Annotated in this window: 12 protein-coding genes; 9 read left to right on the forward strand and 3 right to left on the reverse strand. The window is 73.5% G+C overall.

Annotated features, from left to right (window positions below; translation table 11 throughout):
* The first annotated feature begins 464 nt into the window (after nucleotides 1-464).
* From ABZ117_RS33405 to ABZ117_RS33425, 5 genes are all read left to right on the forward strand, one after another.
* A complete protein-coding gene (locus ABZ117_RS33405; RefSeq protein ID WP_356826411.1) occupies nucleotides 465-1085 on the forward strand; it encodes a hypothetical protein in 621 nt (206 codons plus the stop codon).
* 144 nt (nucleotides 1086-1229) lie between these two features.
* Entirely contained in the window at nucleotides 1230-1895 is a 666-nt protein-coding gene (locus tag ABZ117_RS33410; protein WP_356826413.1) for a class F sortase, read from the forward strand.
* A gap of 386 nt (nucleotides 1896-2281) precedes the next feature.
* Nucleotides 2282-3232 carry a LysR family transcriptional regulator gene (locus ABZ117_RS33415; protein ID WP_356826415.1) on the forward strand — a complete coding sequence of 317 codons (951 nt, stop codon included), beginning with the start codon at nucleotides 2282-2284 and terminating at the stop codon, nucleotides 3230-3232.
* Nucleotides 3233-3357: 125 nt separating this feature from the next.
* Nucleotides 3358-4725 carry an alkaline phosphatase PhoX gene (locus tag ABZ117_RS33420; protein ID WP_356826417.1) on the forward strand — a complete coding sequence of 456 codons (1368 nt, stop codon included), beginning with the start codon at nucleotides 3358-3360 and terminating at the stop codon, nucleotides 4723-4725.
* 200 nt (nucleotides 4726-4925) lie between these two features.
* On the forward strand, nucleotides 4926-6872 hold the full coding sequence (locus ABZ117_RS33425; RefSeq protein WP_356826419.1) for a collagenase: 1947 nt from the start codon (nucleotides 4926-4928) through the stop codon (nucleotides 6870-6872).
* 75 nt (nucleotides 6873-6947) lie between these two features.
* Here the strand turns inward: ABZ117_RS33425 and ABZ117_RS33430 are convergent, their stop codons facing one another.
* On the reverse strand, nucleotides 6948-8399 hold the full coding sequence (locus ABZ117_RS33430; protein ID WP_356826421.1) for a glyceraldehyde-3-phosphate dehydrogenase: 1452 nt from the start codon (nucleotides 8397-8399) through the stop codon (nucleotides 6948-6950).
* Between the two features lie 139 nt (nucleotides 8400-8538).
* Here ABZ117_RS33430 and ABZ117_RS33435 point away from each other — a divergent pair, with 139 nt between their 5' ends.
* Nucleotides 8539-9231: an alpha/beta hydrolase gene (locus ABZ117_RS33435; protein ID WP_356826423.1), complete on the forward strand. Its 693-nt coding sequence runs from the start codon at nucleotides 8539-8541 to the stop codon at nucleotides 9229-9231.
* A gap of 194 nt (nucleotides 9232-9425) precedes the next feature.
* On the opposite strand, the gene ABZ117_RS33440 is transcribed toward ABZ117_RS33435, so the two are convergent.
* Nucleotides 9426-9740 (reverse strand): hypothetical protein, encoded by a 315-nt coding sequence (locus ABZ117_RS33440; protein WP_356826425.1) that lies wholly within the window; start codon nucleotides 9738-9740, stop codon nucleotides 9426-9428.
* A 266-nt stretch (nucleotides 9741-10006) separates the two neighbouring features.
* Here ABZ117_RS33440 and ABZ117_RS33445 point away from each other — a divergent pair, with 266 nt between their 5' ends.
* The 3 genes from ABZ117_RS33445 to ABZ117_RS33455 all read left to right on the forward strand — a co-directional run bounded on the left by ABZ117_RS33445 (nucleotide 10007) and on the right by ABZ117_RS33455 (nucleotide 12525).
* Entirely contained in the window at nucleotides 10007-10327 is a 321-nt protein-coding gene (locus ABZ117_RS33445) for a hypothetical protein (RefSeq protein WP_356826427.1), read from the forward strand.
* A gap of 161 nt (nucleotides 10328-10488) precedes the next feature.
* Nucleotides 10489-11343: a PP2C family protein-serine/threonine phosphatase gene (locus ABZ117_RS33450; RefSeq protein WP_356826429.1), complete on the forward strand. Its 855-nt coding sequence runs from the start codon at nucleotides 10489-10491 to the stop codon at nucleotides 11341-11343.
* Between the two features lie 153 nt (nucleotides 11344-11496).
* Nucleotides 11497-12525, forward strand: a complete 1029-nt coding sequence (locus ABZ117_RS33455) for an MASE1 domain-containing protein (protein ID WP_356826431.1) — start codon at nucleotides 11497-11499, stop codon at nucleotides 12523-12525.
* Between the two features lie 27 nt (nucleotides 12526-12552).
* On the opposite strand, the gene ABZ117_RS33460 is transcribed toward ABZ117_RS33455, so the two are convergent.
* Complete coding sequence (locus tag ABZ117_RS33460; RefSeq protein WP_356826433.1) at nucleotides 12553-12903, reverse strand: hypothetical protein; 351 nt, start codon at nucleotides 12901-12903, stop codon at nucleotides 12553-12555.
* Nucleotides 12904-13010: the final 107 nt, after the last annotated feature.

The raw sequence follows: 13010 nt of genomic DNA on the forward strand, positions 1-13010 counted from the left end.
GACGGCCCGGATGGTGGGAGAGGACGGCCTCGCTGACGGTGGTTCATGTCAGGGCCGGTCCACCCAGCTGATGAGGTATCCGCTGACCGGCCATGACCGTGGTGAGCGGATACTCCGTCACCTCCTCCGCCCGGCCCCGGCCCCGGCCCCGGCCCCGGCCCCGGCCCCGGGCCGGGGCCGCGACGCAGGCCAGGGCCACCGGGGCGGCGGCCGGCAGGGCCGGCAGCCGTCGCCGGACCGTCCGCACCCCGGGAGTGCAACACGGCACGCGGCGCCCGCCTCCCCGATTGACCCGTCCGGGGGGCCGCGAGGCAGCCGCACTGGGGCAGACGGGTGGCGTGGTGACCCGGCTGGACGGCCCGGATGGTGGGAGAGGACGGCCTCGCTGACGGTGGTTCATGTCAGGGCCGGTCCACCCAGCTGATGAGGTATCCGCTGACCGGCCATGGCGGAAGGACATCACTATGCGCTCTGCCCGCATGCTCCTGGCGACCGCGGCTGCCGCCGCCGCCCTATCCTTCGCCACTCCCGGAGCCGCGTTCGCCGTCCCCGCCGGCGATCACGACGACTCCTCGTACAGCAAGGAGCACGACAGCGACTCCGGCCGTGACCACGACAAGGACTCCGACAGCGATCACGACAAGGGCTCCGGCGGGGATCACGACAAGGACTCCGGAAGGGATCAGGACAAGGATTACGGCAACAAGCACGAGGGCGGCCGGGAGCACGACGAGCCGCGCGGCGGAATGCACACGGGTGGCGGAGCACTCGCCGCGGTGCGGGGCGACGACTGGGGCTCGGACCGCGACGACAGCCGCTTCGACCCCGAGACCTACCGGGACAAGGAAGACAAGGGAGACAAGGGAGAAAAGGGGGAGAAGGGCGGCGGTGAGAAGGGCGGCGGCGGCGGTCACGACAAGGGTGGATGGGGCGACGACCACGAGAAGCCGCGCGGCGGCATGCACACCGGTGGCGGTGCGCTCGCCGCTCCCGGCGCCACCGCGGGCGGCATCGCCGTCCTGGCCGTAGGCGCCGCCGGCGCGTACGCGCTGCGCCGCAAGAAGGCCGTCCAGCCGGCGTCCTGAGGGACGGCACGTCCCAGGGGCTGCGGACGCCGCCGGCGCACCTTCGTGCCGGCGGCCCGTGCCCGGCCCCGGGCGCCGTCCCCGCGGCGCGTGCCTTCCCAGCCCCGAGTCCCGTGCTGCCGTGCCCGAGTGAGGTGGTGTCCGATGGCAGCAGATTCGTCCTCCCCGGCCTCCGCGCCGGACGAACACGGTTCCGGCCACGGCGGGCGGCTGACGCTGTGGGGCGTGGCGGTGGCCGTCCTCGCCGTCAGCATGTTCGGCGGTCACCAGCGGCCGGCCCCCACGCCGGGGGCACTGCCCCGTCCCCCGAGCGTGACGGCCGCCGCGCCGGCCGACCCGCACCGGGTCGGCGAGGCGCTGCCCCGGTCCGAGCCGACCCGCCTGCTCATCCCGAAGATCTCCGTCGACGCCCCCTTCACCACCCTCTCCCTCACCGCCTCGGGCCAGCTCGAGCCGCCACCGGCCGCGGACACCAATCTCGTCGGCTGGTACGCCAAGGGCGCCTCACCGGGCGAGAAGGGCACCGCGGTCATCGCCGGGCACGTCGACACGGCGGTCTCCGCGGCGGTCTTCGCCGGCCTCGACCAGCTGACGCGCGGCGACCGGTTCTCCGTGGAGCGGGCCGACGGGAGTACCGCCGACTTCGTCGTGGACGACGCCGAGTCCTTCCCGAAGGACGACTTCCCCAGCTCACGCGTGTACGCGGACGCCAGCCGCCCCGAGGTCCGGCTGATCACCTGTTCCGGGGCCTACGACCACTCGGTGCGGGACTACACCGAGAACCTGGTCGTCTTCGCCCATCTGGTCTGAGCCGGCGGCGACAGGGGTGTGACGCCGAGGGCGCCCGGCACCGGCGCCGGCGTCCCGCGCGCCGTGGCGGCCATGGTCCCGCCGGGTCCATCCCGGCCCCCACGGCCCCGGACGCGGTCACAGGGGGCGCGCGGGTGCCGGGCCGTGCGGTCCGGGCGGGCCGAGGACGCCACGCCCCGAACGCCCGCACGCCCGCACGCCCGAACGGCCGCACGGCCGCACGCCCGCACGGCGGGCGGCTCCGGCCGGCGTGACCCCGCGCACCCTGGCGGACCTGCGGCTTGTGCCGCGGAGAGCGCCATGGAACGCTTCGGTCCGCCGCCCGCGCGCACGGGGCGCGGGCCGGGGCGTGCGACCGGCCGCGGGAACGAACGGGGAGTGGAGCGATGGAGCTGGAGCTGCGGCACCTGCGCGTGCTGTGCGCGATAGCGGACGCGGGCAGCGTGGGCCGTGCCGCCGTACAGCTGGGGTACTCGCAGCCCGCCGTGAGCACCCAGCTGCGGCGCATCGAACGCCACCTCGGCGAGCCGCTCTTCGAACGCGGCCCGAGCGGAGTGCGGCCGACACGGTACGGCGCCGAGGTCGTCGAGCAGGCCCGGGACGTGCTCACCCGGGCCGCCGCGATCGGACACCGTCCCGCCGCCGGCCCTGCGCACGGGACCCTGCGGGTGGCCGCCACCAACTCACCCATGCTGTCCGGCACGGTCTCCCGCGTCCGCGCCCGGCTGCCGGAACTGTCCCTCGCCGTCACCAGCGTCTACGCCTCCTCGCGGATCGTGGAGCTGCTGGAGGAGGGCGCGGTGGACGCCGCCATCGCCGCCGACTACCCCGGCATGGAACTGCGGCACTCGGCCGGGGTCCGGCACCGAGGCATCGTGACCGAACCGACGTTCGTCGCTCTGCCGGCCCGGCACCGGCTCCGGCAGTGCGCGCAGATACAGCTCGCCGACCTGGCCGAGGACGCCTGGTTCGTCACCCCGGACGACGGCGCGGGCTGGCCCGGGGTGTTCTACGACGCCTGCACGGCGGCCGGCTTCACGCCGCTCACCGTCCACGAGTTCCTCGGCGACCAGACCCAGTTGCAGAGCATGATCGCCGACGGGCTCGGCGTCTCCCTCGTCCAGCCGACGCTGCGGCCCGTCCCGCACATCCTGGTGAAACCGCTGGCCGGCTCCCCGCTGTGGTGCCGCTACGTCCTCGCGTGGCGGCCGGACACCGTCAGCGACGCCGTGGCGGAGACACTGCTGGGGTCCGCCACGGCCGCGTACCGTGACCTCGTCGCCCAGGCCCCGCACCTGCGCACCTGGGCCTCCCGGACCTGGAGCGTCGGAGCGTAGACGCACGCGGACCGCGCGCCGTAGGGAGGTGACGCGTGCTCCGCGCGTGGTTCCGGCGGCCCGCACCAGGTGGTAGACACGGCGGGGTCACAGTTCCTGTCCGCCAGCAGGAAGGCTGCCGCCGTATGTCTGCAACACGCCGTCAGGTCCTGGCCCGGGCGAGCGCCCTGGGAACGGGCATCGCCTTCACCGGGGCCCTGTCCGAGCTATTCGCGGGCACCGCCGCCGCGTACGACCCGGGCCACACCGGCTACGGCCCCCTCGTCCCCGACCCGCACGGCCTCCTCGACCTGCCGAAAGGTTTCCGTTACACGGTGCTCTCCCGTGAGGGCGACCGGCTCCGCTCCGGGGAGGGCCCCGTCCCCTCCCACCACGACGGCATGGCCGCCTTCGCCGGCCGAGGGGACCGCACGCACCTCGTCCGCAACCACGAGAACCGCGTCACCGCCGAGTTCCCGGTACCGGTCGTCAGCGGCCTCACCTACGACCCGGCGGGCAAGGGCGGCTGTACGGCCCTCACACTCGACGGGGACCACCGGGTGCTGTCCGAACGGGTCGCCCTCGCGGGCACGGCCGTCAACTGCGCGGGCGGGCACACCCCCTGGGGTACCTGGCTGACCTGCGAGGAGACCGAGGACAGGGCGGGCACCAACGGCTACACCAAGGACCACGGCTACGTCTTCGAGGTCCACCCCACCGACCCGCACCGCACCGGCGCCGTCCCGCTGACCGCGATGGGCCGCTTCCAGCACGAGGCGATCGCGGTCGACCCGCGCCACGGCGTCGTCTACGAGACGGAGGACGCCTTCGACAAGCCGTTCGGCCTCTTCTACCGCTTCCTGCCGAAGAAGCCGCTGGGCGGCGTCGGTTCGCTGCGCGCGGGCGGCCGGCTCCAGGCGATGCGGGTCCCCGGTGTCCGGGACCTGTCCACGATCCAGGAGACCGGGGCGCGCTTCGACGGCATCGAGTGGGTGGACGTACCCGACCCGTCGGCCGCCACCACCCCCACCCGGTTCCAGGACTACGGCGCCGGGGGCATCACGCACGCGCAGAAGCTGGAGGGCTGCTACTGGGGCGGCGGCAGCGTGTACTTCGTGTCGTCCTTCGCCCGTGGCGCGGACGGTTCGGCGGCCGACCACTACGGCCAGATCTGGCGCTACGACCCGGCGCGCCGCCGGCTGACCCTGGTCGTCGTGTTCGGCCCGGACACCGACGTGCGGCTGCCCGGAGAGTCCCCGGACAACATCTGCCTCGCCCCCGGCGGCGGCCTGATGGTGTGCGAGGACGGCAACGGCGCGCAGTACGTCTTCGGCGTGACCCGCACGGGCGAGGTGTACGCGATGGCCCGGGGCCGGCAGAACATCGGGACGGCGCAGGCGCCCGAGTGGGGCGAGTTCGCCGGGGTCACCTTCGCCCCGGACGGGAGGACGATGTTCGTCAACTGCTACACCCCCGGCACCACGTTCGCGGTGACCGGCCCCTGGCGCGGATAGGCACCGCGACAGCGGCGAGCACGCCGGGGCGGGCGCGCGCTACGCGCCCCGGCGTGACCGGGCGGGGCGCGCCGCGATGTTATGAGCGATCGGTGCCATGTGCTATGTCACACGCCATTGTTGGGGCGAAGGCGCGCTGAGACAGTGCCTCACACGCCTCGACACCCCACCGGGGCGCATCCCTTCGTGGAGGAATCCCGATGCGCTATCGATTCGCGCTGCCCGGCCGCGGAACCGGCCGTCCGGCCACGCGGCTGGCCGGCGCAGCCGCCGTCTGTGCGACCCTGGCCGGCCTGCTGTCCACCCCGGCGTTCGCGGCACCCCCGGCCCGCCCCGGCACGGCCGCCCCGGCCCGTCCGCACCTCACCGTGCCGTCACCCGCCGCCGCGACCACCCTCCCCACCGAGCGTCCCGCGGTCCAGGCCCGGCGCCTCAGCCCGGCCCGACTCCGGCCCCAGCAGCCCGCGTTCACCCGGCCGGGAGCGAGCACGGCGAAGGCCGCCTCCTGCACCCCGGCCGACTTCGGCAGCCGCACCGGCACCGCGCTCGTCTCCTACGTGAAGGCCGCGACCGCCGACTGCGTCAACACCCTCTTCCCGGTCACGGGCAAGGACGCGTACGACGTCTTCCGCCAGTCCCAGATGCTGACCGTCGCGAACGCGTTCACGCGCACCGCCGGGCGCTACCGCGGCGACAACTCCGGCAGCCTGCTCCAGCTGGTCCTCTTCCTGCGCGCCGGTTACTACGTGCAGTTCAACCACCCCGGGGACGTGGGCGCGTACACCCCGCGCCTCACCACGGCCGTCACCGCCGGCATGGACACCTTCTTCGCCCGCCCGCACTCCCGCGACGTCTCCGCGGCCAACGGCGACATCCTCGGCGAGACCGTCATCCTCACCGACAGCGCCGACCGGCAGGGCCGCTACCTCCCCGTCTACCGGCGGCTGCTGACCGCCTACGACAGCACGTACGACCCGGTCGACAGCATGGTCAGGGCCGTCAACGACGTCTACACGCCGCTGTGGCGCGGCAACTGGAACCCGGAGTACGTACGGGCGGTCGCGGCCGACCCGCGCATCACCGGCACCCTGTACGACTTCGCGCTGGCCCACACCGACCGGCTCGGCACGCCCCTGGCCTTCCTGGACTCCAACGCCGGGATGAACCTGGCCCGTTACACCGAGCACCCCGAACTGCGGGACACCGTGCGGCCGTTGGTGAAGGACCTGCTGGACCGGACCGCGATCACCGGCCCGACGGCCGGACTGTGGGTGGCGGTGGCCGCGCAGGCCTCCTCCTACGACAGCGCCGACTGCGGCTACTACGACGTGTGCGGCCTGCCGGACAAGCTCGCCCGCGCCGTCCTGCCCGTCACCCGCCACTGCGACGCGAACGTCACCGTCCACGCCCAGGCGCTCACCGCCGCCGACCTCGACGCGGCCTGCGCCGCAGTGCTGCGCCAGGACGCCTACTTCCGCGGCATCGTGCGGGCCGACGGCGCGATACCCGGCCAGTACGCCTCCACGCTCCAGCTCGTCGTCTTCGCCAGCCGCGCCGACTACCAGACGTACGCCGGTCCCATGTACGGCATCAGCACCGACAACGGCGGCATGACGCTGGGCGGCGACCCGTCGGACCCGGCGAACCAGCCGATGTCGGTCATGTACCAGAAGGACCAGGACGACGGCTTCGCGGCCCGGATCTGGAACCTCAACCACGAGTACACGCACTTCCTGGACGCCCGCGACGACATGCTGGGCGACTTCGGCCGGCAGATCTCGGTGCCGGACGTGTGGTGGATCGAGGGCCTCGCCGAGTACGTCTCCTACAGCTACCGAGGCCTGGCCTACGACCAGGCGGCCCGGGAGGCCGGCAAGCACACGTACCGGCTGAGCACCCTGTTCGGCAGCACCTACGACAACAGCGACGTCACCCGCACCTACCCGTGGGGCTACCTCGCCGTGCGCTACATGCTCGACAGGCACCCCGACGACGTCCAGCGCATGCTCGCCCGCTTCCGCGTCGGTGACTACGCCGGCGGCTACGCGGTCTACCACGACGGCATCGGCACCCGCTACGACGCCGATTTCGACCAGTGGCTCACCGCGTGCGCGGCGGGCGCCTGCGCGCGGCCGGCCGTGACCTGACCGCACGCGCCCGGCACGACCGCCGCCGGCCGGGGATCCCGGCCGGCGGCGGCAGGCGTACGCGAGGCGCGGGGATCAGACCGCCGTGGCCGGGTACGTCGGGTACTCCACGCCCGACACGTGCTGGACGACGCGGACGACCTGGCAGGAGTAGCCGAACTCGTTGTCGTACCAGAGGTAGAGGATCGCGTTGTCGCCGTCGACCTTGAGGGCGCCGGCGTCCACGATCGAGGCGTGGCGCGAGCCGATGAAGTCGCTGGAGACCGCGTCGGGCGCCGTGATGAAGTCGATCTGCCGCTTCAGCGGCGAGGTCAGCGACACCTCGCGCAGGTACTCGTGGACCTCCTCGCGGCTGGCCTCGCGGGCCAGCTGGAGGTTGAGGATGGCGATGGAGACGTCCGGCACCGGCACCCGGATCGAGCTGCCGCTGATCTTCGCCTTCAGGTCCGGCAGCGCCTTCGCGACGGCGGAGGCGGCACCCGTCTCGGTGATCACCATGTTGAGCGGCGCGGAGCGGCCACGGCGCTCGGACTTGTGGTAATTGTCCAGCAGGTTCTGGTCGTTGGTGAACGAGTGGACGGTCTCCACGTGCCCGCGCAGCACGCCGTACTCGTCGTCCATCGCCTTCAGCGGCGGCACGATCGCGTTGGTGGTGCAGGAGGCGCAGGACAGGATCTGCTCGTCGGGCTTGATCGTGTCGTGGTTGACGCCGTGCACGATGTTCGGGACGTCGCCCTTGCCCGGCGCGGTCAGCACGACCTTCTCGATACCGGGGCGCAGATGCTGGGACAGGCCCTCGCGGTCGCGCCAGTTGCCGGTGTTGTCGATGAGGATGGCGTTGCGGATGCCGTACTCGGTGTAGTCCACGTGCGACGGGTCGTCGGCGTAGATGACCTTGATCTCGTTGCCGTTGGCGACGATCGTGCTGCTGTCCTCGTCCACCGTGATCGTGCCCTGGAACTGGCCGTGGATGGAGTCCCGGCGCAGCAGCGAGGCGCGCTTGACGAGGTCCCCGGTGCCCCGGCCGCCGCCGCGCACGACGATGGCGCGCAGCCGCAGGCCGTTGCCGGAGCCCGACTTCTCGATGAGCAGCCGGGCGACGAGCCGGCCGATGCGGCCGAAGCCGTACAGGACGACGTCGCGCGGCTCGCGGCGCTCGACCCGGTCGGCGCCGGTGGCACCGGCGACGGCCTCGGCGGTGAACTCCGCCACGCTCAGGCCGCGCTCGTCGGCCTGGTACAGGGTGGCCAGCATGCCGAGGTCGATCTGCGACGGCCCGAGGTCGAGGGCGGTCAGCGCCTGGAGGAACGGCATGGTCTCGGTGACCGAGAGCTCCGCGCCGGCGATCTGGCGGGCGAAGCGGTGGGTCTTGAGGATGCTGACCACCGACTTGTTCACCAGGGAGCGGCTGTGCAGCAGGACGGTCACGTCCCGCTCGCGGTGCAGCTTCCCGATGAGCGGGATCATCGACTCCGCGATCTCCTCGCGGATCTTCCAGTTGGTGAACGAGTCGTCGTTGACAGTCACAGATCCATCTTTCGAGCTAGGCAGCGCTCATATGATAACCACACCCTCTTCGAGGTCTCCGCAGGGGTGGATCCGGCCCGGCCCGCGATGACATGATCCGACCGGGTCCGAAGAGGTTTGACGGGGGGAGAGACCGCCGATGAGGCTGCACACGCACGAGTGGGGGACCGGCGACCGGATCGCCGTGCTGGTGCACGGGATCATGTCCGACCACCGCACCTGGAACCGGGTCGCACCCGTCCTGGCGGACAAGGGATACCGCGTCATCGCCGTCGACCTGCGCGGCCACGGTGCCAGCGGCCGGGGTGCGTACAGCCCCGAGCACTGGGCCGACGACCTCGTGGAGACCCTCCCCGCGGGTGCGGAGCTGGCGATCGGCCACTCGCTCGGGGCCATGGTCCTGGCCGGCGCCGTCGAACGGCTGGCGCCCGCCCGGGCCGTCTACTGCGACCCCGCCTGGGAGGTGCGCGAGAAACTGGTCGCGGCCTCCGCCTACTTCGCGGCGTTCAAGACCGCCGGCCGTGCCATGATCCGGAGCCTCAATCCGCGCTGGGACGACGTCGACGTGGACATCGAACTGGCCACACTGGCCGCCTGGGACCCCGCCACGGCCGCCGTCCTGCCCGGCATCTACGCGGTCGCCCGGACACCGGCCCGCCCGGTGGTGCCGTCGCTGGTGGTACTGGCCGGTGCCGGCGAACTCCACCGCGCCGGCCTGGACGCCGAGCTGACCCGGCGGGGCTTCGACATCCGCACCGTCGAAGGCGCCGGCCACACGCTGTACCGGGACGACTTCGAGGGCTTCATGGGGGCGCTCGACGGCTGGATCTGACCAGCCCCCGGAGAGTCGTCGCGGCGCGCGCCAGGAGGGCGGCGCGGGTCGGCAAGGCGGCGCCGGTCCCGAAGGCGGCACGGGCCGGGAAGAAGGCGGCGCGCCCGGGACGGCAGAGCGGTCGCGACGGCAGAGCGGTCGCGACGGCACAGCGGTCGGGGCCCCCGCGCGGCGCGCGATCAGGGCCGGCGGGGTCAGCGCGGGTCGAAGACGATGCTGGCGAAGCGCGCGCCGGCGGGCGCCGACCGGCCGGGGGCGAGCCGCAACGCCGTCCCCTTGCACTTCTTCCGCGTGTAGACGACGAGCGGCTTCCTCGTCCCGTTGTGCGCGCCGCGCGCTTCCTGGGCCATGTCGAAACACCGGTGGCCCGGCGGATCGGTGATGGCGTACGCCTTGCCGTGCGGACCGACCCAGGTGAACGTGCCGTCGACGGCGAGCGCCGGACCGGCGGCGGTGAGGGCGAGGGCGAGACCGCCGAGTACGGCGGCGAGCGGACGACACAGGCGCATGGCGGTGTCCTTCGACGAGGGATGGGGGAGCGGGCGGGCCGCACCCGTAATCTGCCACTCCGCCCCCGCGTGGCCCGGCAGCCGACACGGGCACGTCCACCGTCCGGGTGAGGGCGGAGGGGAATTCGCGCCCCACCGCTGTACGTCCGCTGGCCCGGCCGTGCCCCGACGAACGCGGCCGGTACCGGCCTCCTTTCGGGGGACCAGCTGTGCGAAGGCCGCGGATCGGGGTAGGCGAGACGCCCGAGGAAGGAAAGGACCGTCTCATGACGACCTACGTGATCAGCGTGCCCGGCACCTTCACCAGTGGGATCGGCGACGATGCCCGTACCCGGCTGGCCCGGGCGCTGCGGCCCGCCGACCCGCACGGCACGCGGATGGGCAACGCCGAGGACCTCGACGTGCTCAGCCTCAACGAGGACAACACCTTCACCCTCCGCCTGACCGTCGAGGCGGACACCGGCCCGCACGCCGAGGAGGAGGCGCGCCGGCTGGCGGACTCCGCGCTCCGGGACGCGGGCCTGGACGAGCAGAACGCGCCGCTCGGGCCGACGATCATCACCGGTATCGATTCCGAGGTCCGTTGACGCGGGCCGGGACGGGCCGGGAGCGGGGCCGGAACCGGTAGCGGTCCCGGCCCGAGGGCCGCCGCCGGGGCACGATGACCCCGTACGGGTAAAATCTAGGGGTTCGTCGAACATCCAGGCGGCCGGCCGGCCGCGCGCCACCGCCCCGGCGGAAGTGATCGATGCCCCGCAAACGCTCCACGGACGAAGGCGACGAGCTGCTGGCCAGACTCGGTTCGCTCACCGCCCAGGCGCGTCAGCGCGCGCAGCTCCAGCGCACCCAGGTCGAACTGGCCATCGCCCTCCAGCGCGGCATGCTGCCCCGGGACCTGCCCACCGCACCCGGCCTCCACCTGGCGGTGCGGTACGCCCCGGCCAACATCGGCCTCAACGTGGGCGGCGACTGGTACGACGCCTTCACCCTGCCCGACGGCCGGATCGGCCTGTCGATCGGCGACGTCCAGGGACACAACATCGAGGCCGCCGCCTTCATGGGCCAGGTCAGGGCCGGACTGCGGGCCCTCGCCTCCGTCACCGGCGAGCCGGGCGAACTCCTGGCCCGCACCAACGACCTGCTGCTCTCCCTGGGCGGCGACCTGTTCGCCACCTGCACCTTCATGCGGCTCGACCCGGCCACCGGCGTGCTGGAGAGCGCCCGGGCCGGGCACATCCCCTTCGTCTGGGCCACGGCCGAGGGCAAGTCCGGCGTCGTCGACGACCAAGGCGGCCCGCCGCTCGGCATCGAACGGGGCACCGAGTACCCGGTGACCCGGCACCGGCTCACCACCGGCGGAGTGTTCGTCCTGGTCACCGACGGTGTCGTGGAAGGGCCGTCGCTGGACATGGAGGACGGCCTCGAACAGGTGGTACGCCTCGCGGGTATCGCCGCTGTCGCCGGCCTGGAGGCCCATGCGCTCGCCGCGGCCGTGATCAAGGGCGCCGAGAGCGTCGGCCACGAGGACGACGCCGCCGTCCTCGTCCTGGGCCTGGACGGCCCCGGCACCACCCCGGCGCGGAGGCCGGCCGGCATGCCGTGACGTGGTGAGGGGGCAGGCCCGGCATCGCCGTCGCGTGCGATGGCAGTGCGGCCCGGGCGGCGTACGGGCGCGGCGGCTGAGCCGGCCCCCTGTCAGCCATAGGGCCGGACCGGACCCGCTCCCGCCTCGCCGAGCCGGACCCGCCGGTGTGGGATGGCTGGTGTGGTGGGTATCGAGGAGCCGCGCCGGCCGGGCGGCCGAGCCGTCCAGATTCTGGGCGTCGCCGGCTGCTACTACGCGGCGGCCCAGCTCGGCCTGCTGCGCGATCTCACGGTCGGGGGAGCCGTCGTCACCCCCATCTGGCCGCCGACCGGCGTCGCCGTCGCGGCCCTGCTGATCCTCGGACTGGGCTGCTGGCCCGGAGTCACACTCGGCGCCTTCTTCGCGGTCCTGTCCCTCACCACGCCCGGCCCCGAGGTGCTCGGCGTGCTCCTGGGCAACACCGCCGCACCCGTGTGCGCGGCGCTCCTGCTGCGCCGGGCCGGCTTCCGCACCGACCTCAGCCGGCTGCGCGACGGACTCGCCCTCGTGTTCCTCGGCGCGCTGACCGCCATGCTGATCAGCGCGACCATCGGCGTCAGCCTCCTCGTGCTGGCGGGCAGCCTCGCCGGCCACAACTTCTGGATCGTCTGGCTCGCGTGGTGGGTGGGCGACGCGATGGGTGTCCTGATCGTCACCCCGCTCCTGCTGCTGTTGCTGCGCGGCGTCCGCCGGCCGCTGCCGCTGCGCCGGTGGAAGGAGGCGACCGCGCTGTTCTTCGCCGCCTGCGCGCTCGTACCGCTGGCGGCCTACAGCTCGGTCAGCCTGCTCTTCCTCGTCTACCCGCTCATCATCTGGGCCGCCCTGCGGTTCCAGCTGGCGGGCAGCGTCCTGTGCGCGCTGGCGACCTCCGTCGTGGCCACCCTGGCCGCGACCGACGGGGTGGGGGCGTTCGCGGGGCTGAGCCGGGTCGAGGTCCTGGTCAAACTCCAGGCGTTCAACGGTGCCATGGCCCTCACCGCGCTGCTGCTGTCCGCCGTGATCATCGAGCAGCGCAACACCCGGCGCTCGGTCGAGCGGGCCTGCCAGGAGCTGGTCGAGGTACTGGAACACCTCACCGCGGGCGAGGCCCCGCCACCGAAGCCGCAGAACGGGCAGAGCGGAACCGCCGACGACCGGGGGCGCCGGCCCGAGGCACCGTGACCACGGTCCGGCGTCTGTCGGCCGGCCTCAGTCCTCCGAGCGGTTCACCGGCCCCTCGTCGTCGCTGCCCGGCTCCGCGGCAGGCGTCGCCGCCCCGGGGTCCCGGCGGGAGCGGGACGGCGGGTACGCCGCGCCGGTGGCGCCGGGCCGGCCGCCGCCGGTCGTGCCGTAGCCCCCGGGGATCCCCGGCGGGGTGTCCGCGGCGGCCGCCGCCTCGCTGATGTGGCGCCGGGCCCTGACCCCGGCCCGTCGCTCCGGGTACGGGTAGTCGAACGGCTCGGCGGAGGCACGCTCGCGGTCCGCCTCGAGCTGCCGGCGCGCGGCCCGTTCGGCCGCCGCCGCGTTCTCGTCCTGTCGGTCACGGTCGTCGTCCTTCATACGACGCCGGGTACCCGCGCGACGGCCGCCGCCAACGTCCGTCCCCGGCGTGTCGACCGGCCGCCCCGGGGCACTGGGAGACGATGGAAACAGCCCGTACGGGCACG

The sequence above is a fragment of the Streptomyces sp. NPDC006309 genome, from assembly GCF_040613095.1.
Lineage (GTDB): Bacteria > Actinomycetota > Actinomycetes > Streptomycetales > Streptomycetaceae > Streptomyces.